Origin of the sequence: Fictibacillus sp. FJAT-27399 (genome assembly GCF_001510655.1) — a bacterium.
Classification (GTDB): domain Bacteria; phylum Bacillota; class Bacilli; order Bacillales; family Fictibacillaceae; genus Fictibacillus_C; species Fictibacillus_C marinisediminis.
On the sequence record NZ_LMVC01000005.1, the window covers coordinates 24,562 to 48,162 of the forward strand.

Here is a 23,601-nt window from a genome sequence, read left to right on the forward strand (position 1 = left end):
ATCTTTTTCCCTTAGTATGTATCTTAAAAACCTTGTCTAAATTGGCCAGAAAACCAAAAATGCCCCCTGCGTATAGCAGGGAGCATTCTGGATAGAGGTTACTGTTGGTTTTGGTTACCTTGGCCTTTTTGTTGTTGAGATTGAGCGTTTTGCTGACGAACTTGTTGAGCGTCAGTTTCGCTTGCAAACTCAGCACCATATTGACCTTGACCAGCTTGAGACTGTTGGTTTTGCTTTTTAACTTGCTGTGCGTTTGTTTTGTTTTGCTGTTTGTCCATTAGTATCACCTCCACGAAAATTAATTTAACCCTCTGCGGATGTTTTTATGTGAACAAAAAATAATTTTTTATTGTATATTTCCAACGATTGCGGGCCCATGAGACAGGGTATAGGATTGCAAATGGTTTCAAAAACTAAAGGCGATTATTTTTTATGGTGCCTGGCACCTATAACGCCTTGGGAGGTCGATCTTATGTACGTGGGCAGAGATATGACAGAATTAGATATGGTCGCTAAAAAAGAATGGAAAGACAGTGAATTGGCATATTTTCATCAGTCTTTCCAGCAAATTGCCCCCTATCTGAATGAGGAAGGAACAACGATACATCGTGAAATTATTAAAGAAATTGAATCCAGAGGAGGCCTTTCGAATGATGAGGCCAGCTGGGAGAGAGGAACAACCCCGAAAGTGGATTAATGAAAAAAGCTGAGCCTGAATATTCAGGCTCAATTTTTTATTTACCAATTAAAAATTGCTGTAGGATTGACCTCCGTCAACGTTTAACGTCGCTCCTATGATCCAGGATGCCCGGTCTGAAGAAAGGAACACAACCGTGTTGGCAATCTCTTCGACCGTACCAAACCGCTGTGCGGGTATATGCTGCTGTACATACTGGTTGATCTGTTCCGGGTTTTCCTTTAACCGTTTCTGCCAATTTCCTGTAGGGTGCAGCACTGATCCGGGAGCGATACCGCTGATCCGTACTCCATGCTGGATCATTTCATCAGCAAACGACTTAGTAAATGAAATGAGAGCCGCTTTGCTTCCGTTGTAAGTCGGTTTGCCGCCGGATTCCCTTCCGAAAATTGAGGAAATGTTAATAATGGTTCCTTTTTCATTTTTAACCATGTATTCAGCCGCAAGCTTGCTCATTCCAACAGCGGATAAAAAATTAAGGTGAACCGCTTCTTCAAACTCCTCCATACTTGTTTCCATTACTGAAGATCCATTACTGCCTCCAGCATTATTGATTAAAATATCAATGCCGCCAAACTCCCCAATAAATTCACGTATGATTCGCTCCCTGTCCTCTCGGGATGTCACATCTCCCTTTAGAATGATGAGTTCGCCGTCCAATTCAGATTTTGCCTGTTCAAGGGTTTCTAGGCTGCGCCCGCAAATGCCGACAGATGCACCTTCTTCCAAAAACAGCTTGGCGATGCCCTTGCCTAAACCTTTTGAACCGCCAGTTATAAGTACCCGTTTGTTTTCCAGATATAGATTCATGCCGTCACCTCTTTTGCCAATTTGATGATTTTTTGATGTGATACCGGAAAAGGATAGGACTCCATCTCTTCCAGCGTTACCCACTTTAAATCCGCAGCATCCATTGTTTCATGGCTGCATTGTCCTTCAAAAAGCTGTATGTTCCATTTCAAATGGGAAAATACGTGTTCTATGTTACTCACTTGATCGCCGACAGCAGCAGAAATACCCCATTCAGCTTCAATGAAAACCTTCAGATCCTCTTTCTCGCTTACTCCCCTCTTATGAACAGGTACATTCGGAAATTCCCAAAGATTAGCAAGCAGCCCTTCTTTCGGTCTTTTATGAATCAGGTAATTCCCTTCTTGATTGCGTAAGATGAGTGCAGCCATATCCACATGTTTGATCTTTATTTTCTTTTCTTTTACAGGGAGTTCTTTCTGTCGTCCCTGATCAAAAGCCCTGCAGTGCTCCTGAACAGGACAGATCAGGCAAGCCGGTGATTTTGGCGTGCAAATGAGAGCTCCAAGCTCCATAAGCGCCTGATTAAACGAAGAAGGATCTTCTTTTAAAATCAATTTTCGAACAGCATCTTCAAACAGCATTTTTGTTTTAGCTTTTCCAATATCCTCATAGATGAGCAGGATCCTGGAGAGCACCCTCATCACATTGCCATCTACCGCAGGTTCAGGTACTCCGTAAGCAATACTTAAGATCGCTCCTGCCGTATACGGCCCGACACCTTTAAGCTTTGATATTTCATCGGCTGTATCGGGTATTGTCCCTCCATATTGCTCGGCGACTTCTCTTACTGCGGTTTGCAAATTACGAACACGGGAATAATAACCTAAACCCTCCCATGCCTTTAAAACCTTTTCTTCATCCGCCTCAGCCAGGTCGGTAAGGGTAGGAAATAAAGACAGGAAACGGTTAAAGTAAGGAATGACAGTATCCACGCGGGTTTGCTGCAGCATGATTTCGGAAACCCATACTCTATATGGATCCTGATTCCATCTCCAGGGAAGATCGCGCTGATTCTCTTGATACCAGTTAATTAGATCCTGCTGGAAACCTTGAACTGGAAAGTCTTCAATATATGTTTCAGAACGATTCAACGTATTACTCACCTTTCTTTTCAAATGCCCAGCAATGGAGTTTGGACAGTCCGCCCGAAATCATCTGATCAAGCGGCCCATATACCGGATGGCCTTTAAAGAGCCTGAGCTGCTTTAAAGAGTGATATACCTCAGAACCTTCAACATCAAAACTTTCCACATAGAGAGAGTCTTGATCCAGCGCTTTGAGCCAGGAGGTATTGCGGGCGCCGTCTTTCATTAATTCAATCAGCACATTTTGCATATGAGCTTCATATTGTTCAATTATGTCAGGTTTTACTTTATACTCGATAAAAACCGTTAATTTTTGATTCATGATTGGTCCTCCAATTTTAAACAATTATCGCAATCATCTTATATGAGTTAGGAGGTGTGTATATTGGATACTGGAACCCATGTTGTAATGGGATTAGGGCTCGGCGGATTAGCCATGCTTGATCCGGCTGTCTCTGCAGATCCAATAACCGCCCATGCTGTACTCCTCGGTACATTGGTTGGTTCACAAGCACCAGATTTTGATACCATTCTAAAATTAAGAAACAATGCCGTCTATATCCGCAACCACAGGGGAATTACCCATTCTGTGCCTGCTCTTTTTATCTGGCCGGCCCTGTTGTCATTGATTATATACCTGTTTGTTCCGTACTCAAACGGCCTTCATTTATGGCTGTGGACGTCATTGGCCGTATTTTTACATGTATTTGTAGATATATTTAATGCTTATGGTACGCAAGCACTCTATCCCTTCTCAAAAAAATGGGTAGCACTCGGTGTAATCAGCATTTTTGATCCGTTTATTTTCATTATCCATATTGCCGGTCTGTTGCTTTGGTATATCGGCTTCGATCCTGGAATTATATTTTCTGCCGTTTATTTGATCATGGCAGGCTACTATATCCTCAGAATCTGGAACAGGTACAAAATAGCACAAATCGTTCGGAGGAATATTCCTGAGACAATCGAAGTCATTGTTTCTCCAACGCTAAAATGGAGCCAGTATCATCTTGCTATTAAAACTAAGCACCAGTTTTTCGTTGCCAATATTAAACATGGCCGTCTCAAGGTTCTTGACACGTTTGACCGTGTGGAAGTTCCTGACACTAAAATCATTCAGGCAGCGAAAGAAGATAAGAATATTTCAGCGTTCCTTTCTTTCTCCCCGGTTTATCGGTGGGAAGTTGAAAAAAACAACCATGGACATGAAGTGCGTTTTATCGATCTCCGCTATAGAAGCAAAGGGCATTATCCCTTTGTTGCACTAGTCCAGCTTGATGAGGATCTTGAAATCATTACATCCTATACCGGCTGGGTATACAGCGAGGACCGCTTGCGCAAAAAGATGGACTTTACTCCATCCAAGCTTCTAAAAAATGAGTGATGAAGGAAATGTACCTTCATCACTTTTTTTATGCTGTCACTGCTCTTTTTTTAAGTGTTTGAACTTCGGATTCATGGTCTGGTATTCATGCAGTTTGGGGCCGTAGCTCGTAATCCATTGCACGACCATCTCTTCTGTTTTATTTTTGCCGCCATATTCATAGCCGCCCTTGGCTCTTGTTGACTCAAAATCCTCCCAAAGCCCTTCGATCCAGCTTCTTGCTTCCTCATAGGTCAAATTTTGATTCTTATCTAATAAATTGCGGGCAAGCCGGGCAAACCTATCCTCCATTTTTACTTCCTCCTTATCCATTATTTTGCCGTTACTGGCTCACATTAAAGGGTTTTATTCAAACCATACTAGGTGAGAACCGATTTTAAGGAGGGCTAATCGATGCGAAACAAAGCTAAAAACTTCCCTAATCGGATCTCCTTCTCAGGTGAGCCGAGAGCCAAAGAAGAATTTTCTTCAAAACGGCCAGATGGATCCATTCAAGACCGACCACAGGAACGAATGTTTTTATCCAATCGACACCGAGACGATCAATAGTTCTTGCGGTTATGATGGATGCCAGACCAAACGGCAATGCCAATAAGGCTTACATTCAAACACGCAAGCATTATTAGTGCCGGAAAAAGAAGCGGCTTACCCCGCTTCTTTTTTCATTATTTATGAAGGCTGTACCAGCATCGCAATAGGAAATGCTTCGAGTTCGTGAGATTCATTTCTGTACCCCCAAGCAAAAATTCCGTTCATATACACTATTTTAAATGTTGAGCCCGGATCTCCTTGAATGGGATACGTTTCACCTGCTTCAAAGACAGATGGATCAAGCAGATAAGACTTTGCCATCGTAATTTTTCGTTCATAGACAGAAAACTCACTGATCATTCCCATCTGCTCTGCTTTTTGGGCTTTTACATGAAGATCTGCTATTTCGGCTGTCAGTTCTGTTTTTGTCATTTCGCTATATCTTTTTTCCATGGTGCGCCTCCGTTCTTCTGTACTTTTAGTATAATAAACATTGGTTAAGAATCCAAACGTATCGGAGTGGTGAATTTTTATGAAATCAGTGATTATAACGGGAGGCGGCTCAGGTTTAGGGGCAGCACTTGCAGAGGAATATGCAAAGCAATATAAAGTGATCTTGATCGGGCGTTCTTTAAAGAAGCTTAACTCTGTTGCTGACAGCCTTGCAGCACAAGGTTTTAAAGCAGAAAGCTGCGTTTGCGACATAACATCCATGGAAGAAGTAAAACATGTTTTCGATCAGCTTTTTCATCGTGAAGATGTACATATGCTCATTAATAATGCCGGTTCCGGAATCTTTGGCCCTTTGGAAGAACTGAGTGTGGATGAGATTGAAACGATGCTTGATACTAATGTAAAGGGAACTATTTTTACCACAAAGACTTGCTTGCCTTTCTTTAAAGACAAACAAGAAGGAAGAATCATGAACATTATTTCTACTGCAGGCCTGAGAGGCAAAGTGAATGAATCAGTGTATTGCGCCAGCAAGTTTGCGGTCAGAGGTTTTACGGAAAGCCTCGTCAAGGAGCTGGACGGAACAGGCATTCAAGTAACTGCCGTCTACATGGGGGGGATGGATACTCCTTTTTGGGACCATTCGGATCATGTAAAAGACAAATCCCGCTTCAAGACACCAGAGCAGGTTGCACTTCAAATCGCTGCGGAAGACCATGGGCTGCCTGAGATTTTTATTGATCGATAAGGCCCGACTCTAATATTTCCTCGATTAAAGCAATTGGAAACCCTTTACCGTATAAATGCTGCTTCATTTTGTTTTTATATTGCAGACCTGAAAATTTTTTATAGCGTTTGTGAGCTTTATTGGCATGCTTTAGCAAAGCTTCCTTTTCCTCTTGTTCAGTGCTGCCAAGATCAACCGTTCGAAGAGCTTCTTCTATCACTTCCCAGGAGTATCCTTTTTGCAGGAGCTGCTGGGAAACTTTATTTTTCCTCTCACTGCTTGATATTCCTTTGCTTTGATTTGATTTCTTTTGGACGAAATTAATTGCTGATTCTAATTGTTCTTCATAAGGAAATTCCATTAATGCTGCTTCCATATGATCGGAAGATATCCCTTTTTGGATCAGTTCTCTCGCAATAACGCCTGTCCCTTTGGATGTTGTATTCTTTCTTGTTCTAACAAACATTTTTGCAAATTCAGCATTATCCAGGTATTTATATTCTATAAGCCGTTTAATGACTTCTTCAATTACACTGTCCTCATATTCATTTTTCTTTAAATAGTCATGTACTTCTTTTTCTGATCTCATACGGAAAGACAGGAACTGCAAAGCCCGGTTAAACCCTTTTTTGATCTCATCTTCATACAATAAAGAGCTTAACTCTCCCGTATTGATTTCCAGTCCTTTTTTGAGCTTATACTTTATGAGGATATCCGTATCAACGCTGAAACCGAACTCTTCCCCATTTCCCTGATCAATAAAAACATTAAAACGGTCGCTGTTCTTTTTTTGCGTTGTGATCTTTGTAATTAAGGCCATTTTCTTCTTCACCTCACTTCCTTTATTTTAACATAGCCCCTTCTGCCAATGCTGTTATAGAGGTTTAAAAAAAAGCCCGCATAAACAAATGCGGGCTTCCTTTCTAACAGCACCTTTTTGCGGATGCTCCGTATTTTTTGTTAAGAAAGTCTTTAAAGAACTCAGCCTCGGTAGGAGGAGCGACTTCCGGGTGATTCTTTTGAATGTGTTTGACATAGGAGTCATAGTCCGGAAGATTGGAGATTCCTTTGCTGATTTTTCGAATCACGCCTGCTCCGTCTCTGATCCTCTTGATGACGGAACGGAGATTATGCTGGTTCATTAAGACACCTCGCTTATATTGGTTTGCTTAAACGGCTCCTCACTTGTCGGAAGTTCTTCCTTTTTAAACCAAACTTTCCACCATATTCTCATAGCATCAATCAACACTCCAAGAATAAGAAGCATGAAGATTCCAGTCAGCACTGCATTAAGCTGGTTGTTGAAAATAATCTGCTTGGCCGCTTCTGCTGTTGGAATAGTCGGCGGCAATTTCCCGGCATCCAGCGCTTGCTGAGTGACTTCAGCTTGTTTTAAAAAGCCGATTTTGGGAAGCGATGAGAAAATTTTCTGCCATCCTGCTGTAAACGTTACAATCATCAGCCAAGCCAGCGGAGCCAGTGTTACCCAGCAGTACTTGGTCTTGCCCATTTTTAGGATGACTGTCGTAGCTACGATTAAAGCGATCGCAGCGAGCATCTGGTTCGTGATTCCGAATAACGGCCAGAGCGTGTTGATTCCGCCAAGCGGGTCGGTCACTCCCACGACAAGGAAGTAGCCCCATCCTGCGACAACAAGGGCACTGGTGATATAAACAGCAGGCATCCAGTCTGTTCTGCCAAGCGGTTTATAGATGTTGCCCAGCAGATCCTGCAGCATGAACCTCCCTACCCTTGTTCCGGCATCAATGGTCGTTAATATGAACACGGCTTCAAAAAGAATAGCAAAATGATACCAGAAGGCCATGAGTTCAGGACCGCCTACGATCTTAGAAAAGATGTGGGCCATCCCCACAGCAAGCGAAGGCGCTCCTCCCGTCCTTGAAAGAATCGACTCTTCATCCACCTGCTGGGCGATCGTGTTAATCTCATCTGCATTGACAGAGAAGCCCCAGGAAGAAATAGTGGTTGCTGCGGCGCTCACCTCGGTCCCAATCGCTGCAGCAGGAGAGTTAATGGCAAAGTATACTCCCGGTGATAAAAGAGTGGCTGCTACAAGAGCCATCACCGCTACAAAAGATTCTGTCAGCATCCCTCCGTAACCGATCATGTTAGCATGCTTTTCATTAGCGATCAGCTTCGGTGTCGTCCCAGATGATATTAAAGAATGGAATCCAGAAACCGCACCGCAGGCAATCGTAATAAAGAGGAACGGAAATAAGTTTCCTGAAAATACTGGTCCTGTTCCATCCACAAATTTTGTTAGAGCCGGCATTTTAATTTCAGGCATAACGATAAAGATGCCGATTGCCAGCATAGCTATAACCCCTACCTTTAAGAAGGTGCTCAAGTAATCCCTTGGGGCCAAAAGAAGCCAGACGGGAAGTACAGAGGCAAGAAAACCGTAAACAATCATCATGATGGCAATTGTTTTGCCTTCAAATGTAAACATTGGAGCCAGGGTTGCAGAGTCAGCCACCCACTGGCCGCTCAGCAAAGCAAAAATCAAAAGAGCAAATCCAATGAGGGAGGCTTCTCCTACCCTTCCCGGCCGGAGAAATTTCATATAGATTCCCATAAATAAAGCGATCGGAATCGTCATTGCAATGGTGTACATGCCCCAGGGACTCGCTTTTAAAGCGTTTACAACAACAAGCCCTAAAACAGCAATGAGAATGATCATGATTGCAAATACTCCGACAAGGGCAAGATAGCCTCCAACTGGCCCTATCTCTTCCCTTGCAATTTCACCGATCGATTTGCCTTTTCGGCGCATGGAGATGATTAAAATGACGAAATCCTGGACACAGCCCGCAAGTACGGCTCCCGCAATAATCCAGATTGTTCCCGGAAGATACCCCATCTGTGCGGCAAGCGTAGGACCTACAAGGGGTCCAGCTCCAGCGATCGCGGCAAAATGATGTCCGTAGAGCACCCATTTGTTGGTGGGCACATAATCCTTTCCATCACTGTATCTCTCTGCAGGTGTGGCCCGTTTTTTATCCAAACCAAAGATTTTATTCGAGATAAAACGGGAATAAAACCGGTAAGCAACTGCGTATGTAGCCAGCGATGCCACGACAAACCAAATGGCATTAATGTGCTCGTCCCTCTGCAGGGCAATAACCGACAGACTTAATCCCCCTGCAAGAGCGATCGCAATCCAAATAATTGTCTTTGTGAAAGGATTGCTTTTCTTTTTAATGGTGCTCGGCTGTGTTTCCATTATGCTCCCCCTTAAAAAATTGTTATAATTACAAGGACAATTATAACAAATATTCTTAATATTTAAAATAACTTGAAATTTCGGCTAAAGGAGGATATAGCATGAAGATTGCAATTACAGGAGGCACCGGACTGATCGGCTCGGCAGTAACAAACCTCCTTCTTTCCAAGAATCATGATGTATACATCTTAACACGGTCAAAAAAAGAGGCTGATGACTCAAAATTGCATTATGTGGAGTGGCTTGGAGATTCCAGTGTTCCTGAAAAAGAGCTTTCCGGTATTGACGCCTTTATTAACCTTGCGGGTGAAAGCATCAATGGCCGCTGGACGGAGGAAAAAAAGAAAAAAATTATGGAAAGCCGAATGAAAGCAACGGATGAGGTCCTCCGCATTCTTGACAAACTCCCTGAAAAACCTTCTGTACTGGTCAATGCTTCAGCTGTTGGTTACTACGGCACTGCTGAACAGGAGCGCTTTACAGAACGATCGGAACCGAAAAATGAAAATTTTTTATCAGAAGTGGCACAAAAGTGGGAACAAAAAGCGGAGAAGGCATCTGAGCTGGGAATCAGGACTGTATTAACTCGTTTTGGAGTAATCCTCAGTGAAAAAGGAGGAGCTCTCTCCCAGATTGAAATGCCCTATAAGTTCTTTGCCGGGGGCAGAATCGGATCTGGAAGGCAGTGGATATCATGGATTCATCTTGAAGACGCGGCAAGGCTTATTGCATATGCTATCGAATCAGACATTGAGGGTCCATTAAATGTTACTGCCCCTTTTCCTGTACAGAACAATGATTTCGGAAAAGAATTGGGAGAAACCATCAAACGTCCTCACTGGCTGCCCGCTCCCGCTTTTGCCATAAAAACTTTGCTTGGTGAAATGAGTGTTCTCATTCTTGAAGGGCAGCATGCCTATCCCGAAAAGGCACTTCAAGGCGGATTTCAATTCCGTTTTTCAAGGCTTCAGGAAGCATTAAAGAATTTACTGAAATAAGATACAATATATCTAGAAATAAAAAGAAAATTAGGTGAATGCAGATTGAAAATACTGATTAAAGGGGCAAAGATTTACCCGATTACCTCTCCCGTTTTGCAAAAAGGTGATATCTTCATCCAAAACGGAAAAATCAAACATCTTGCCCCATCCATCGAAGAAACCTCGGATATGGTAATCATCCATGCGGAAGGAAGCCACCTTCTGCCCGGGCTGATCGATGTCCATACCCACTTGGGGCTTTATGATGAGGGCACAGGATGGGCCGGGAATGATGCAAATGAAACAAATGAAGTACTCACCCCCCATATCCGGGCGATCGACGGCTGCCATCCGCTGGACAGCGGTTTTCAGGATGCCATCAAGCATGGCATAACATCGGTCCACATTATGCCCGGCAGCGCAAATGTGATTGGAGGGACAACTTCCGTCATTAAGACTGCTGGAAAGGATATTCGAAAAATGCTGATCAAGGAGCTGGCAGGCCTGAAGCTGGCACTCGGTGAAAACCCGAAAAGGATTCACAGCGGCAGGGAAAATAACTCCATTACACGGATGGGAATCATGGGGATGCTCCGGGAAGCTTTTTATCACGCAAAAAGCTCTTCTTTTACAGAGGATTTAAGGATTGCCCCCCTGCTGGCAGCTTTGAACCGTGAAATTCCTGTCAGAATTCACGCTCATCGTGCGGATGATATCCTTTCGGCCCTGCGGCTGGCAGATGAATTCAATCTTGATCTCCGTATTGAACATTGCACGGAAGGCCATTTAGTTGCCGAGGAGCTGTCTGGCCGAGGTCTCCAAGTTTCAGTAGGTCCAACCCTAACGAGAAGATCCAAGATTGAGTTAAAGAACAAAACTTGGGAAACGTATAAAATTCTCGCAGATCATGGTCTGGAAGTATCCATTACAACAGATCATCCCTATACGCCGATTCATTATTTAAATGTCTGTGCGGCTCTTTCTGTCCGGGAGGGGCTGAGTGAAGAAAATGCCCTGCGCGGCATTACCATCAACCCGGCCAAAAACCTGGGCGTTGCCAATCGAATCGGCAGCCTGGAACCCGGAAAAGACGCAGATATCAGCATCTGGACAGAGCATCCGTTTCATTTTTCATCTCTTCCGGTAATGACCATAATTGAAGGAAAAATTGTGTATAAAAATAACCAATATTTTCACAAAAAATAAACAAAAAAACTATTTTCTTTTTTAGAAAAATATCTTATGATTCAAGTATAAATGAATATGCAAAAACCATAGGGAAGGCAATTGGTGCGCCACCAGAATTTCTGGTCCTAGTGGGTTCGATTCCCACCCCGAATTAATTTTTATTCTTAATTCGAGGGTGGGATTTTTCTGCCCTCTAGGAGGGGTTAAATTGTTAAAAAAGCGTGATTTAAACGACTGTCATGTTCTTTTCAATTTAATGGCGCACCCGGATGTCTTTCCTTTTGTTCGTCAAAAAACCGACTCGCTTGAAGAATTTATGTTTCTGACCAAGCAGACGATTGAAGAAGAAGAACGCGGGGAAACGATTTCCAGAACCATTATGGATGAGTGGTATAATCCAATCGGAGCCATCAGCTTGTACGACGTTCAAGATGGCTGCGGATTTCTGGGCACCTGGATTGGGCAGCCGTATTTTGGCAAGGGCTACAATAAACTTGCTAAAGAAAGTTTTCTGTCCGAATTATTTTACGAAAAGGATATTCAGACGGTTTTTATGCGGATTCGCAAAACCAATCTTCGTTCGCAAAAAGCTGCAGAAAAAATTCCGTATGTCACAATGGCCAATGAATCACGGGCCGACGTCTATGAACAGCTCAACCGTAAAGAGGATCTTTATAACCTATATCAGATTGAGAAAGACAACTACATGCTTCATCAGTTAAGAAATCAAAATCAAACCGATGTTTATGAAGAAGATCATCTGAAAGAAGCTTAAATAATTGGCGCCGTTTGAGCCAAACTATAAAGGGGATGACTCAGTAAGTTTAACTTGCTGGGTTATCTTCTTTTTATTTTCTAAAAGGGGGAAACAGCCTTGAAAAGTAAAAAACGCCAAGCGGAAGAGCGGAACGCCGACCTGACCAAAACGCAGGAGATGCTCTATAAAGAAGAAATGAAATCAGCGGATGGAGCAGCAAAAAATGCTTTCCCTTCTTCCCAGCAAACAAGATAGCTATAAAAAAAGTACCTAATGAGGAGGCTTCACTCATGGATCATGAAAAGAACCAGTTAAGTAATGCACAGGATGGCCTGACAGAAGCAGATCAGATGCAGCCTCAGGGTGTAGATGTTCAATACTCTTCTGAGGTTGCTGACCAGGACGACCGTGAAGCATTAGAACGTGCCGAAGAAGCAGATCGCCGCCAGCTTAATCAATAAAGACGTTAAAGGGGCTGTCCAAGAAGTCTGTAAGCTGTTGATTTCCGTTCCAGGCTCCTCGCTTTCCGCGGAGCGTGCGGTGAGCCTTACCGGCGTGAACGCCTACTTTTTGGTGCAAGCACCGGCGGGAGTCTCACCTGTCACGCTAGTCCCGCAGGACAAGGAAGGCTGCGGCAGCGTTATATCGCACGAAGAAAATGTGAAATTCATTTTCGAGGAGTCTCGCATCTTCCACTTCAATTAACTTTTCATTGAAGATTTTTCAAGCCAAAAAGGGGCTGCCTGAAGGTCAATTTTCGACTTTCTGGACAGCCCCTTTTTCTAAAAAACTTTTATGGGGAACTTTATGGCTTGTGGGTAAGGTTATCCACAGGATGTTAATATCGTGGATAACTTTTATTGTTTTTAAAGACTTTGTAATTTTTTTGACGAATATTGTAGCCTTTATAATTTTTTCATTATTTTACATATGCACAAGCAGTGGATAACATTGTGGATTGTGTGAATATGTCAGAAAATATCGATTTATAAAATACTTTTCAACAAACATTGTGGATAACAGAGACCCTACCTTCCTGCATGTCTTGTAGGTCAGTATCTTTATGTTTATAATTAGAAAAAATTAACATATAGGAAGGAAGGGATTCGTCCTCCGCTTTCTGGTGGAACACCGGAAAGGGTGGCGGATCTTTTGGAGACAGCTGCAGCGAGGGCGGAGATGGCTGGGGCGGAGATTAGTTCCATAATATTCTGCCTATTAAAAAAGACAAAGGGAATGACTCCCTTTCTCTTTTATTTCTCCCAGACAAGTGAACAAACCACTTCGACATGAGCCGTATGAGGAAACATATCCACAGGTGTCAGGCTTTCAACTTTAAACCCTTCACTTATCAACATGTGGACATCTTTTGCCAAGGTGGATGGGTTGCATGAAACATAAACCATTCTCTTCGGCTTAATCTTCCCTACTGTTTTTAAGAAGGCCTGATCACAGCCCGTTCTGGGAGGATCAACCACAATAACGTCCGGCTGCCAACCTTCTTTCAGCCACTTCGGAAGAATTTCCTCTGCTTTGCCCGTCTCATAATGGGTGTTCGAAAATTCATGCCTTTTCGCGTTTTCTTTTGCATTTCGTATCGACTCATCGATGACGTCCATCCCTCTGACCTCTCGGGCATCTGGAGCAAGCCAGAGCCCGATCGTTCCAGCTCCGCAATACGCGTCCACAATTTTTTCTGTACCAGTCAGTTTCGCCGCTTTCTTCGCCTCATCATACAATTTTACCGTTTGCTTAGGATTCAGCTGAAAGAATGCACGAGCCGACAGATCAAATGACAATTCACCTAATTGTTCACCTATGGTTTCCGGTCCTTCCAATGGAATTGTTTGATCGCCGAAAATGATGGATGTTTTCTTATCATTCACGTTTTGAACGATGGAAGTAACGTTCGGAATCCGTTTCTTGATTTCTGACACAAGCAGTTCTTTTCGAGGAATCATTTTTTGAGCCGTTACTAAAACCAGCTGTGTTTCCCCTGTTTCAAAGCCTGTCCTTACGACGATCGTTCTGATGATCCCCGTGCGTTTTTTCTCATGATAAATGGAGATGTTCAGATCCTCCAGGATTTTTTTTACAGCATTGGTTATGCGAACCGTCTCGGGATGCTGTACCATGCACTGATCTAGATCGATAATGCGATGAGAATTTAGTCCATAGAGCCCCGCGGTGACCTTGTCTTTATCTTTAGCTGCTTGAAGCTGGCTCTTGTTGCGGTATTCCCAAGGGTGTTCCATGCCAATGGTTGATTTAAGCGGCAGATCTTCCGGCTTTATTTTCGTATAGCGCTCGAAGGCCTGACGGACCACATCCTGCTTCTCTCTCAGCTGTCCTGCATAGCTGAGATGCTGAAGCTGGCAGCCGCCGCATTGTTCATAAATCGGACAAGGCGGAACAACCCGGTCTTTTGATTTTTTGCGGATGCTTTTGACTTTTGCTTCCGCCCGGTTGGGATAAACATGTTCAATCTGCGCTGTTATTTCTTCCCCAGGAAGAGCACCTGGAACAAAAACAACCGTGCGTTTATAAAAACCGACTCCCTCTCCATTAATGCCGAGGCGTTTAATTTTGAGTGGGATGGTTTGCCCTTTATTTAATGCTGTTTTTTGTTTATGGTTGGCTGTTTCTTTTGCCATAGCCATTCACTTCTCTCAAAATAATTTTTTCGATCCATTATAGCATTGTTTACACCTTGTTCCCACTAACATGTCCAAACAGATGAAAAAAAGCCTTGATCAAGGCTTTTTTGGTGTTTGCTTCAAAGGTTTATCCATCTTGCTTTTTGAAGCCAGATCATCCAGGCTCCTAAAAGTGTATCCCCGCTTCTTAAGATCATCTATCGCTTTTCCGAGAGCTTCAGCATTGTCTCTTGAAACAGTATGCAGCAAAAGTATACAGCCAGGGTGAATTTGTTTCATGATGTGGTTATAGGAGTATTGCCATCCTTGCTGGCGTTTAACATCCCAATCAACAAACGCGAGCGACCAAAACACATGCGAATATCCCAATTGTTTGGATAGGGCGATTGAACGCTCACTGAATACACCTCTTGGCGGACGAAGATAATGCATATCTTTTTTTCCAGTTAGCTTTGTGTATTTATCCTTAACCGCTGTCAATTCTTCTTCCATACGCTGCCCGCTGATTGTCGTCATATCCGGATGATGATTGGTATGGTTTCCAACAATATGGCCTTCATTTGCCATTCGTTTAATCAGATCAGGGTGAGTGTTAATAAAATGTCCGGTAACAAAGAACGCCGCCGGAACTTTTCTGCTCTTTAGCGTGTCCAGGACATCGTCTGTGTAGCCGTTCTCGTATCCGTTATCAAATGTGAGATAAATATCTTTTTGATTGGGATTACCAATATACATGCCATCATATTTTTTCAACAGCAGCAAATAACGTTGATCTGTCGTCGGCGGTACTTCATTTCCTCTCTTCTGGAAATACCATTCGTACCGTTTATTAGAAGAATCCCCATGTGCAGCTTGTGCTGTATTGCTGGCGATCATGAGAAAAACAGCGGCAATTATTAAACGATTCCCCCATTTTTTCATGTCCGTTCACTCCTCTCCATGCTTTTTATATCATTACTTTTAGTTTCTTTGTCTGATTTAAAAGCATACAAGGTAGTATCTGCCATAGGAGAAAAGTGCAAGCGCCCTGTTCAGGTCCGACAAGCGCTGAAGATAGACATTACATCTATGCCACAAAAAAAGCCCGCTCCAGGAGCAGGCTTCTTGTATCTATTTGAATACAGGTTCTTTAAACTGAGAAAGGCGTTCAAGCGATGAAGCTTCCACATCTTGATGAAGGCTGTTTCCATGAGAATCCATTGTAACAACCGCTGTGAAACCTTTCACGTTAATATGCCACATTGCTTCTGGAATACCGAATTCCATCAGGTCTACGCCTTCTACCTTCTGCATGCATTCCGCATAGTATTGGGCAGCTCCGCCGATGGCATTCAAATAAACACCGCCATGCTCGCCAAGCGCCTGAAGAGTCTTTTTGCCCATTCCGCCTTTACCGATAACCGCACGAATACCAAACTTTTTCATGATGTCGCCTTGATACGGCTCTTCACGAATAGATGTCGTAGGACCAGCAGCTTTTACGACCCAGTTTCCTTCTTCATCTTTGGCCATTACTGGACCACAATGGTAGATGATCTGACCGTTCAAATCAACTGGTGCGTCATGATCTGTTAAATATTTATGGATTGCGTCACGGCCCGTATGCATCATGCCATTGATGGTGACAACATCACCGACACGAAGCTCACGGATTTGTTTTTCCGTAATCGGTGCTTCGAGTGTCACTTGGCGGACTTCTGTTTTTTCTTCAAGGGCAGCTGCCGCTTCTTCTTTCATCTTGTCGAAGTCGACTTCTTCACCTTCTTGGTAGAGCCATTCTTGAATCTCACCGGAAACCGGATCAACTTTAACGCCTAGACGGCGGTAAGCCCAGCAATTGTAAGCTACAGATACAAAAAAGCTGGCAGGAATACGATTGATGACTCCAACTTTACAGCCAAGAAGCGTTGTTTCTCCACCGAAGCCCATCGTTCCGATTCCAAGCTTGTTGGCGTTTTCCATCACGTATTCTTCAAGCTTGCGAAGATTTTCGTTAGGATTTACATCTTCCGCAGAACGAAAAAGCATTTCTTTTGCCAGTTCATATCCGCTTGTACGGTCTCCGCCGATGCCGACACCGATGAAGCCAGCGCTGCATCCCTGTCCTTGTGCCTGATAAACGGAATGCATGATGCATTTTCTGATGCCATCCAGGTCACGTCCAGCACGTCCAAGGCCTTCCAGCTCCGCAGGAAGGCTGTATTGAATATTTTTATTCTCACAGCCGCCGCCTTTTAAAATTAAACGAACATCAATGTAATCTTCTTCCCATTGTTCAAATTTAATAACAGGTGTACCTTCACCCAAATTGTCTCCGCTGTTGTCCCCGGTTATGGAGTCAACAGAGTTCGGACGCAGCTTGGCATCACTGGTCGCTTCAGCAACTGCTTTTTTGATCGCCTTTTTCATTTCAATCTGGTTCACATTGACCGGAACTTTAATCTTAAATGTCGGCAGCCCAGTATCCTGACAGATCGGCGAAACATTTTCATCCGCCATCTTAATATTTTTTGTAATCGTTTCTAAAGACATCGCAGCACGGGTTCCTGCGTTCTCCCGTATCTTTGCTGCCGCAATGGCTCTACGTACGTCTTTCGGCAAGTTTGTGGATGTTTCCACGATCAGCTTATACATGCTCTCCTGAAACTTTTCCATGATCTAACCCCTTTTATTATAGAAGAATAATTTTGTCCATTAAAACCATTTCCATTATAACAAAAAGGATAAAATAGCGCTTACTTTTCGTTTTTGATCTGCTCTTTTTCTTCCCAATGATTTCGGAACTGCTTGCACTTAAACTCCAGGTCATCCAGCATTCCTATGATCCGGTCGATTTCTTCTACTCCTGCTGTTTCTGCATCAATGGAATCAAGCACCTGCAGCAGCATGTCCACCCGCTGCACAATATACTCTTTCTGAGATGATCTATCTTCAATCGATTTACCCACATTAACCTCTCCTTTCCTTCATACTGTATCAAAGGATCATTTGTCTGCCAATTTAAACTTGAAATTTAGGCTCTTTTTCTTTGCTTCTGATTGAGTTATCATATGGTGTATTTATAGGTTATCGCAGCCCTTTATTTTTACCCGTTTTATTTAAAAAGGAGTTTTTTATAATGATGATAAAAGAACCAATTTCCGTTCAATATGACCCTTGGGAAGCCTACATGGATGTGGAACAGTACGGTTCCATGAGGCTAACCAATATTGAAGTAACAACAACTACCCTCTGTAACATGAGATGCGCCCATTGTGCAGTCGGATATACCTTAAATGTGAAAGACCCTGAACCCCTGCCGCTCGATCTTCTTATCCGCAGACTCGATGAGATTCCGGATCTGCGTTCTTTCTCGATCACAGGCGGAGAGCCGATGATGTCGAAAAAATCGGTGGATCAGTATGTTGTGCCACTACTCCGATACGCATCATCACGAGGGGTTAGAACTCAGATTAATTCAAATTTGACGCTGGATCTCACCCGGTATGAGCCCATCCTTCCCTACTTGGATGTCCTTCACATTTCTCATAACTGGGGAACTCCACAAGATTTTGCTGAGATTGGTTTTGCCGTGATGGACCGCAAACCTTCCATGGAACAGCGAACAGCATTATTTGACCGGATGGTACATAATGCGCAGGAACTCACAAAACAAGGCGTCCTTGTGTCTGCGGAGACCATGCTGAACAAGAGCACTCTTCCTTATCTTGAAAAAATCCATGAGCATATCCAGGAAATGGGATGTCAGCGCCACGAAATCCACCCCATGTATCCAAGCGACTTCGCAAGCTCTCTTGAAGTCCTTTCGCTGGATGAGACCCGCGCTGCCATCCACCGGCTGCTGGATTTCCGCAATCAGGACGTGTGGATGCTTTTTGGAACGCTGCCTTTTTATGCATGTTCAACCTCCATTGAAGATCAAAAGCTTCTAAAGCGCCTTTATGCAGAAGAGAACATAACTGTCCGTAATGATCCCGATGGAAGGTCACGGCTGAACGTCAATCTGTTTGACGGAGAGATCATCGTAACAGACTTTGGCGACACTCCTTCACTCGGCAACATACAAAGCACTTCTTTTTTAGAAGCCTATGAAAAATGGAACAAAACCGACACAGCAAAATCGCTGAACTGCCATTGTCCAGCTGTAAAATGCCTGGGTCCCAACCTGCTGGTGAAAGATACGTATTATAAAGAAATGGACTTTTCACTCCGTTCTTCCAAAATATAACTTTTTAAAAAGTTATAAACTTTACATTAGTAAGTTTTGAGAGTATTATCAAAGGAAAGACTATATCTAACAGGCTTTTCAGCCGAAAAAGATCAATGCAATGAGGTGAATTGTTGTATGGATTACAATACCATGTGTCCCAAATATGAAGTTACTATAGATATTATCGGTAAAAAATGGACGGGGCTGATCATCCGTGTATTATTGGGTGGATCCCGAAGATTCAAGGATATAAAAAAGCAGATTCCTGAGATGAGTGACAGAATGCTCACAGAACGAATGAAAGAACTTGAAGCTGTGGGCATCGTTGCCCGCCATGTTTATCCCGAAACACCAGTTCGGATTGAGTATGATCTTACCGAAAAAGGAAAATCCCTGCGCTCCGTAATTGATGCTATTCAAAGCTGGAGTGAAGAATGGGTTGAGAATTGCGAACTTCAAAAATAAAACAGCTCCTTTAGGGAGCTGTTTTATTTTACATATTGGAAGAATGGAATCTGAAGGAAACATGCTCTTGAACCGGGATCCAGGCTCCGATTCCCTGCTGGGTAACATTCTGTACCTCAAGCTTTCTTTTGCTTCCCTTCAATACGATGTAGACTTCTCCATATGTCACTCTTCCTCTTTCATTAACAGCTGGCGCATAGCTTGAAAGGTAACCGACTTGCTTAGGGGAAATATTATAGACGTTACCTTTCCTTGTTCCTGCCCCCACATTGGTCTGAAAAGAAAGAGGAAGCTTTGTTTTCTCTCCTGCTGCAATCAGCATCATCTTTTTTACAGCATCACTATTCGGAATTTCAGCAGTCAAGCCGCCGGTAATCCGTTTATGTGCCTGCTGTTGATATCTGAGCTGAGCCATTGCTTTTCCGCCTCGGTTATCCAAACGATTAAGGTTGATCTGCTGGTACTCCCAATTGACGGTAGTTTCCGTGGACTGATAGGACAACGGCCATTGTCCAAGGAAAATTCTTGCTCTGTACCCGATGGCTAATTTTGATGGATTGATTACCGACTCGTTCAGAATACGGATTAAATCCGGATTTGCAATGGATACATTGGATGTTTTCAGCATGGATTTAGCAAGCTTGCTTGGCTCCAGGTAAGGCAGATCCTGAGCGGAATTGGGATACGTATTTTCTTTTGATATGCTGACAACAGAGTTAGGTATCCTGGAAGGACTTGCTGCAGCAGTATCTGCTTGGGCCAGCAGGGAAAAAAGCATGATTATAACAAGGTATGTGCGGTTCCGTTTCATATGAATTGCCTCCTTTATACACCTATTTTTTTCTTGTTGAAGAAATTTATCCATAGTAGAGGAATAACAATTTTTAACACATAAAACAGACACTTCATGTTTTTCAAGTGTCTTTGTGATTACTCTTTTAAAATTGGTGGAACTTTGATAACAGATTTCAAACCCAATCGGCACCCTTTCAACCATATCAGGCAATAAACCTCATTCACGTTATATGTCGTTTCATAGTGAAGGTATAACCCTCTTTACAGCAACCAGTAAACAAACACATAAAGTGGAAGAAATTCAGGAGAATCCAAATGTCCATGTCCTCCTGGGATACGAAGACTGGAATGATCCTTATATTGAGCTTCAAGGTACAGTTACCGTGCGTGATGGTAAGGACCTCAAGGAAGAATTCTGGCATGACATGATGAAGCATTGGTTTTCAGGCCCCGAGGACCCAAACTATATCATTCTGGAAATCAAGCCGTCTGTCTACAGGCTGATGAACTCGAAAGAGCGGGAACCCGTAGAGATGAAACTCTAAGGAATAATTCAAAAAAGCATTCCCTAGGAATATTCTCAAGGAATGCTTTTTCTTATGCGGTCAGTTCGAATGAATCTGTGATATCGATACTTCCTTTTACAGATTGAACCATCGAACAGTTTTTCTCCGTAACCCGCAATGCCTTTTCAATTTTTTCCGAGGAAAGTTCCTGGCCTTTTATAATAAAATGCATATGAATGCTTTCTATGCGATCCGCCTCGTTCCTGTTGCGAACGACCTGCGTACGAATCGTAATATCCTGAACATCAATTCTCATCTTATCCAAAACTTTACGAAGCACCCCGCCGCTGCAAACGGCCACAGATGAAACCATTAGCTGATAAGGACGAAAGCCATACTCTTCATTGCCTGAAATATCGAGCGTGCCGTATTCAAATTGGGTTTGAAAACCGTTCTCCTTCATTTTAAATTCCATTAATATCACCTCTTATTTTATATAGTGTAAACAATTTTAATTTGTTTTTACAAAGAATGCGGCTCAGCAAGGCAAGAAATAGATATTCATTGTAGAATAAGAGTAGAATTGAAAAAAGGATGTATTGCTTATGGCTGTATTAACAAAATCGAAATTTTCCGTGTTAGTCAGTATTGTCTTCATTTCGGGGTTTTCTCAGGGTATGCTCCTGCCTTTGATCGCTATTTTGCTGGAAGAGTCGGGAACCTCTTCTACCTTGAACGGATTAAACGCGACCGCCCTCTATATCGGTATCGTTTTCGCCTCGCCTTTTATTGAAAAACCGGTGCGAATGTTCGGCTACAAAAAAATTATTATAACCGGGCTTATTCTCGTTACCGTATCACTATTTTTATTTCCATGGTGGAAAGCGTTCTGGTTCTGGTTCGCTCTGCGCATGATTATCGGTGTCGGGGACCATATGCTTCATTTTTCCACCCAGGTATGGGTAACTTCCAACAGTCCTGCCGATAAAAGAGGCCGGAATATCGCACTTTATGGGATAGCTTTTGGTGCAGGTTTTGGGATTGGGCCAATGATGACCCGGCTGGCAGTGTATAGTGAAGCGCTTCCCTTTATAATTTCAGGAGGGTTCTGCCTGATCTCTCTGTTTGTTATGACCTTTATCCAAAATGAATATCCAGAAACAAAAAGCTTTAATGAAGCTGGTATGAATACGCTCAGCCGTTATCGTGAGGTAATACTTCTAGCCTGGGTCGCTCTGCTTCCAGCGTTCGGCTACGGTTTTCTTGAAGCCTCCTTAAATGGTTCCTTCCCTGTTTATGCATTACGACACGGCATACCGATCGACTGGGTATCCATCTTACTGCCTTCCTTTATTGTCGGAAGTCTGGTGTTCCAGCTTCCACTCGGATTATGGAGCGACCGATTTGGAAGAAGAAATGTTCTTTTAGTTTGTCTTTTCGTGGGCTTTGCGGCATTTACTGCTACATTGTTTGCAGGGGAAAATATGCCGTTATTTCTCCTCCTTTTCTTTATTGCCGGCATGTTCGTTGGATCCCTGTTTTCATTAGGGATTACCTATATGAGCGACTTGCTCCCCCTGCACCTTCTTCCTGTAGGCAATATCCTGGCAGGCATCGCGTTCAGTGCAGGAAGTATGAGCGGTCCGCTCATCGGAGGATGGTTCATAGATACCTTTAAATCAGGCGCTTTTGTTTATGCAATAAGCGGAATGCTGCTGACTTTACTGGTGATTACCTTTATACATAAAGGAACAGGCATACGTTCTGCTGCTGAAAAAAACGTGTCATGAAAAGCCAATAAATAAAGCTGAGGTACTGCATACTATAGAAAGCAATATTTTTGCATTTCGATATTCCTTATACTATAATTGTAATTAAATAATAATTATTATAAATAATTTTTCTTAAAAAGGAGTTTATTGTTCATGAAATTACGCGACGAAATGCCTGAACTAAATGGTGCAACTGAATGGTTAAATGGTGAAGTAACAAAATCTGATCTAATCGGCAACAAACCAACACTTATTCATTTTTGGTCTGTAAGCTGCGGACTCTGTAAAGAAGCAATGCCAAACATCAATAAATTCCGTGATGATTACAAAGACGAACTAAACGTTATTGCTGTTCATATGCCTCGTTCTGAAAAAGACCTGGACATCGACCAAATCAAAGAAGTAGCAAAAGAACACGACATCACTCAGCCGATCTTTGTCGATAACCAGCACAACCTTACTGATGCTTTCGAAAACCAATATGTACCTGCTTACTATGTATTTGATAACGAAGGCAAACTACGCCACTTCCAAGCCGGCGGCGATGGCATGAAAATGCTAACCAAACGCGTCAACCGTGTACTAGGGAAAGAAACGAAGTAAGTTCGAAAAGCTGAGGTGCCTGTTTAAAAGCGACATACGTTGAAACTCGCGAACTTCAACACGCTCCTTGTGTTTTGATGAGAGAGTGAAACGACCGAGCTTTTGGGCACTGAAGCTGGATCGAGAAAAGCTGAAATCAAAACCCCTGTTGGAATTGGCCAACAGGGGTTTTTTATACTAAAAGGGCTTCCGGGGATCGCCCGCGTCTACCTTTTTCTTCTTAGAATATTATTTTCAACAATGCGGTAGATAAGTGCACACAGTTTAAACACCACAAGGCCGACCATCGTTCCGAATCCATTCAATAGGATGTCGTCTATATCAAAGATCCGGTGAGCGTAATTATATTGGATGACTTCAATTACAGAGCTCGTCCCAAATCCAATCATAAACATGAGCCACCATTTAGATAACGAACGGTTAATCAACGGTGGCAGAAAGCCCAGCGGAAAGAAAAGAATGACATTGCCAATTATATTTTTAAAAATCAGCCAGTAGTCACGGCTCTTCCACATTAATCGAATACTGTCAAAGAGCACAAGGTTCATTGATTTTCCATACACATAGTGGTTGTATGTAAACAACGTTGCATAAATCAGAATAGCCAAATACCCTAGGAACATAAGCCAACCGATATTTCTCCATCTTAGCCGGGCTTTTTTCTTGTTGAGCTTTTTGTTCTTCTTCATCATCATTCTCCATTCACGTGCTTAATCCCGGCCAATTGCATGACA

31 protein-coding genes are annotated in these 23,601 nt (G+C 42.9%); 15 read left to right on the forward strand and 16 right to left on the reverse strand.

Annotation, left to right across the window (positions count from 1 at the left end; genetic code table 11):
* Nucleotides 1–98 precede the first annotated feature (98 nt).
* Entirely contained in the window at nt 99–278 is a 180-nt protein-coding gene (locus AR335_RS18155) for a gamma-type small acid-soluble spore protein (RefSeq protein ID WP_062238535.1), read from the reverse strand.
* A 194-nt stretch (nt 279–472) separates the two neighbouring features.
* On the opposite strand from AR335_RS18155, the gene AR335_RS18160 reads away from it, so the two are divergent.
* Complete coding sequence (locus tag AR335_RS18160) at nt 473–697, forward strand: hypothetical protein (protein ID WP_062238537.1); 225 nt, start codon at nt 473–475, stop codon at nt 695–697.
* Nucleotides 698–745: 48 nt separating this feature from the next.
* On the opposite strand, the gene AR335_RS18165 is transcribed toward AR335_RS18160, so the two are convergent.
* Genes AR335_RS18165 through AR335_RS18175 form a run of 3 tightly spaced genes read right to left on the reverse strand, consistent with a single transcriptional unit; the run spans nt 746 to nt 2,917 of the window.
* A complete protein-coding gene (locus AR335_RS18165) occupies nt 746–1,507 on the reverse strand; it encodes an SDR family NAD(P)-dependent oxidoreductase (RefSeq protein ID WP_062238540.1) in 762 nt (253 codons plus the stop codon).
* Nucleotides 1,504–2,601 (reverse strand): A/G-specific adenine glycosylase, encoded by a 1,098-nt coding sequence (gene mutY, locus AR335_RS18170; RefSeq protein ID WP_062238543.1) that lies wholly within the window; start codon nt 2,599–2,601, stop codon nt 1,504–1,506. The genes AR335_RS18165 and mutY overlap by 4 nt, the downstream gene beginning before the upstream one ends.
* Before the next feature lie 4 nt (nt 2,602–2,605).
* Nucleotides 2,606–2,917 carry a hypothetical protein gene (locus tag AR335_RS18175; protein ID WP_062238545.1) on the reverse strand — a complete coding sequence of 104 codons (312 nt, stop codon included), beginning with the start codon at nt 2,915–2,917 and terminating at the stop codon, nt 2,606–2,608.
* A 63-nt stretch (nt 2,918–2,980) separates the two neighbouring features.
* On the opposite strand from AR335_RS18175, the gene AR335_RS18180 reads away from it, so the two are divergent.
* Nucleotides 2,981–3,979: a metal-dependent hydrolase gene (locus tag AR335_RS18180; RefSeq protein WP_062238547.1), complete on the forward strand. Its 999-nt coding sequence runs from the start codon at nt 2,981–2,983 to the stop codon at nt 3,977–3,979.
* 36 nt (nt 3,980–4,015) lie between these two features.
* Here AR335_RS18180 and AR335_RS18185 read toward each other — a convergent pair whose 3' ends face one another.
* Nucleotides 4,016–4,270: a YfhJ family protein gene (locus AR335_RS18185; RefSeq protein ID WP_062238549.1), complete on the reverse strand. Its 255-nt coding sequence runs from the start codon at nt 4,268–4,270 to the stop codon at nt 4,016–4,018.
* 102 nt (nt 4,271–4,372) lie between these two features.
* Between AR335_RS18185 and sspK the strand changes: the two genes are divergently transcribed.
* Entirely contained in the window at nt 4,373–4,528 is a 156-nt protein-coding gene (gene sspK / locus AR335_RS18190; protein WP_053355666.1) for a small, acid-soluble spore protein K, read from the forward strand.
* A 120-nt stretch (nt 4,529–4,648) separates the two neighbouring features.
* Here the strand turns inward: sspK and AR335_RS18195 are convergent, their stop codons facing one another.
* On the reverse strand, nt 4,649–4,963 hold the full coding sequence (locus AR335_RS18195; protein WP_062238551.1) for a YfhH family protein: 315 nt from the start codon (nt 4,961–4,963) through the stop codon (nt 4,649–4,651).
* Between the two features lie 79 nt (nt 4,964–5,042).
* On the opposite strand from AR335_RS18195, the gene AR335_RS18200 reads away from it, so the two are divergent.
* A complete protein-coding gene (locus tag AR335_RS18200) occupies nt 5,043–5,711 on the forward strand; it encodes an SDR family NAD(P)-dependent oxidoreductase (protein ID WP_062238553.1) in 669 nt (222 codons plus the stop codon).
* Here the strand turns inward: AR335_RS18200 and recX are convergent.
* The 3 genes from recX to AR335_RS18215 all read right to left on the reverse strand — a co-directional run bounded on the left by recX (nt 5,698) and on the right by AR335_RS18215 (nt 8,934).
* Nucleotides 5,698–6,510, reverse strand: coding sequence for a recombination regulator RecX (gene recX, locus AR335_RS18205; RefSeq protein WP_062238556.1), 813 nt, complete (start codon nt 6,508–6,510; stop codon nt 5,698–5,700). The two genes, AR335_RS18200 and recX, sit on opposite strands and share 14 nt — an antisense overlap.
* A gap of 103 nt (nt 6,511–6,613) precedes the next feature.
* Entirely contained in the window at nt 6,614–6,832 is a 219-nt protein-coding gene (locus tag AR335_RS18210; protein WP_062238558.1) for a YbdD/YjiX family protein, read from the reverse strand.
* Nucleotides 6,832–8,934 carry a carbon starvation CstA family protein gene (locus AR335_RS18215; protein ID WP_062238560.1) on the reverse strand — a complete coding sequence of 701 codons (2,103 nt, stop codon included), beginning with the start codon at nt 8,932–8,934 and terminating at the stop codon, nt 6,832–6,834. The genes AR335_RS18210 and AR335_RS18215 overlap by 1 nt, the downstream gene beginning before the upstream one ends.
* Before the next feature lie 101 nt (nt 8,935–9,035).
* On the opposite strand from AR335_RS18215, the gene AR335_RS18220 reads away from it, so the two are divergent.
* The 6 genes from AR335_RS18220 (at nt 9,036) to AR335_RS24400 (ending at nt 12,564) form a co-directional block, all read left to right on the forward strand.
* Nucleotides 9,036–9,932, forward strand: coding sequence for a TIGR01777 family oxidoreductase (locus tag AR335_RS18220; RefSeq protein ID WP_062238563.1), 897 nt, complete (start codon nt 9,036–9,038; stop codon nt 9,930–9,932).
* 45 nt (nt 9,933–9,977) lie between these two features.
* Nucleotides 9,978–11,120 carry an amidohydrolase gene (locus AR335_RS18225; RefSeq protein ID WP_053355673.1) on the forward strand — a complete coding sequence of 381 codons (1,143 nt, stop codon included), beginning with the start codon at nt 9,978–9,980 and terminating at the stop codon, nt 11,118–11,120.
* Nucleotides 11,121–11,310: 190 nt separating this feature from the next.
* A complete protein-coding gene (locus AR335_RS18230) occupies nt 11,311–11,877 on the forward strand; it encodes a GNAT family N-acetyltransferase (protein ID WP_062238564.1) in 567 nt (188 codons plus the stop codon).
* A gap of 99 nt (nt 11,878–11,976) precedes the next feature.
* Nucleotides 11,977–12,114 carry a hypothetical protein gene (locus tag AR335_RS24395; RefSeq protein ID WP_156316260.1) on the forward strand — a complete coding sequence of 46 codons (138 nt, stop codon included), beginning with the start codon at nt 11,977–11,979 and terminating at the stop codon, nt 12,112–12,114.
* Between the two features lie 35 nt (nt 12,115–12,149).
* Complete coding sequence (locus tag AR335_RS23305; protein ID WP_082683604.1) at nt 12,150–12,320, forward strand: YfhD family protein; 171 nt, start codon at nt 12,150–12,152, stop codon at nt 12,318–12,320.
* A gap of 37 nt (nt 12,321–12,357) precedes the next feature.
* The gene (locus tag AR335_RS24400; RefSeq protein WP_156419083.1) at nt 12,358–12,564 is read left to right on the forward strand and encodes a hypothetical protein; all 207 of its coding nucleotides are present in this window, start codon (nt 12,358–12,360) and stop codon (nt 12,562–12,564) included.
* Between the two features lie 548 nt (nt 12,565–13,112).
* On the opposite strand, the gene rlmD is transcribed toward AR335_RS24400, so the two are convergent.
* From rlmD to AR335_RS18255, 4 genes are all read right to left on the reverse strand, one after another.
* Nucleotides 13,113–14,513 (reverse strand): 23S rRNA (uracil(1939)-C(5))-methyltransferase RlmD, encoded by a 1,401-nt coding sequence (gene rlmD, locus AR335_RS18240; RefSeq protein WP_062238569.1) that lies wholly within the window; start codon nt 14,511–14,513, stop codon nt 13,113–13,115.
* Nucleotides 14,514–14,612: 99 nt separating this feature from the next.
* On the reverse strand, nt 14,613–15,437 hold the full coding sequence (pdaA, locus tag AR335_RS18245) for a delta-lactam-biosynthetic de-N-acetylase (protein ID WP_062238571.1): 825 nt from the start codon (nt 15,435–15,437) through the stop codon (nt 14,613–14,615).
* A 189-nt stretch (nt 15,438–15,626) separates the two neighbouring features.
* Complete coding sequence (locus tag AR335_RS18250; RefSeq protein ID WP_062238573.1) at nt 15,627–17,171, reverse strand: fumarate hydratase; 1,545 nt, start codon at nt 17,169–17,171, stop codon at nt 15,627–15,629.
* 80 nt (nt 17,172–17,251) lie between these two features.
* Nucleotides 17,252–17,464 (reverse strand): SE1561 family protein, encoded by a 213-nt coding sequence (locus AR335_RS18255; protein ID WP_053355678.1) that lies wholly within the window; start codon nt 17,462–17,464, stop codon nt 17,252–17,254.
* A 170-nt stretch (nt 17,465–17,634) separates the two neighbouring features.
* Here AR335_RS18255 and yfkAB point away from each other — a divergent pair, with 170 nt between their 5' ends.
* Together yfkAB and AR335_RS18265 are read left to right on the forward strand one after the other, a co-directional pair.
* The gene (yfkAB, locus tag AR335_RS18260) at nt 17,635–18,744 is read left to right on the forward strand and encodes a radical SAM/CxCxxxxC motif protein YfkAB (protein WP_156419084.1); all 1,110 of its coding nucleotides are present in this window, start codon (nt 17,635–17,637) and stop codon (nt 18,742–18,744) included.
* Between the two features lie 117 nt (nt 18,745–18,861).
* Nucleotides 18,862–19,191 (forward strand): winged helix-turn-helix transcriptional regulator, encoded by a 330-nt coding sequence (locus AR335_RS18265; protein WP_053355679.1) that lies wholly within the window; start codon nt 18,862–18,864, stop codon nt 19,189–19,191.
* Nucleotides 19,192–19,219: 28 nt separating this feature from the next.
* On the opposite strand, the gene AR335_RS18270 is transcribed toward AR335_RS18265, so the two are convergent.
* Complete coding sequence (locus tag AR335_RS18270; RefSeq protein WP_062238576.1) at nt 19,220–20,002, reverse strand: YfkD famly protein; 783 nt, start codon at nt 20,000–20,002, stop codon at nt 19,220–19,222.
* A gap of 154 nt (nt 20,003–20,156) precedes the next feature.
* Between AR335_RS18270 and AR335_RS18275 the strand changes: the two genes are divergently transcribed.
* Nucleotides 20,157–20,531 carry a pyridoxamine 5'-phosphate oxidase family protein gene (locus AR335_RS18275; protein ID WP_062238578.1) on the forward strand — a complete coding sequence of 125 codons (375 nt, stop codon included), beginning with the start codon at nt 20,157–20,159 and terminating at the stop codon, nt 20,529–20,531.
* A gap of 52 nt (nt 20,532–20,583) precedes the next feature.
* On the opposite strand, the gene AR335_RS18280 is transcribed toward AR335_RS18275, so the two are convergent.
* On the reverse strand, nt 20,584–20,967 hold the full coding sequence (locus AR335_RS18280; RefSeq protein WP_062238580.1) for an OsmC family protein: 384 nt from the start codon (nt 20,965–20,967) through the stop codon (nt 20,584–20,586).
* Between the two features lie 130 nt (nt 20,968–21,097).
* Between AR335_RS18280 and AR335_RS18285 the strand changes: the two genes are divergently transcribed.
* Entirely contained in the window at nt 21,098–22,282 is a 1,185-nt protein-coding gene (locus tag AR335_RS18285; RefSeq protein ID WP_062238582.1) for an MFS transporter, read from the forward strand.
* A gap of 135 nt (nt 22,283–22,417) precedes the next feature.
* A complete protein-coding gene (locus AR335_RS18290) occupies nt 22,418–22,867 on the forward strand; it encodes a TlpA disulfide reductase family protein (protein WP_053355684.1) in 450 nt (149 codons plus the stop codon).
* Nucleotides 22,868–23,073: 206 nt separating this feature from the next.
* On the opposite strand, the gene AR335_RS18295 is transcribed toward AR335_RS18290, so the two are convergent.
* Nucleotides 23,074–23,556 (reverse strand): VanZ family protein, encoded by a 483-nt coding sequence (locus tag AR335_RS18295; RefSeq protein ID WP_199805107.1) that lies wholly within the window; start codon nt 23,554–23,556, stop codon nt 23,074–23,076.
* Nucleotides 23,557–23,601: the final 45 nt, after the last annotated feature.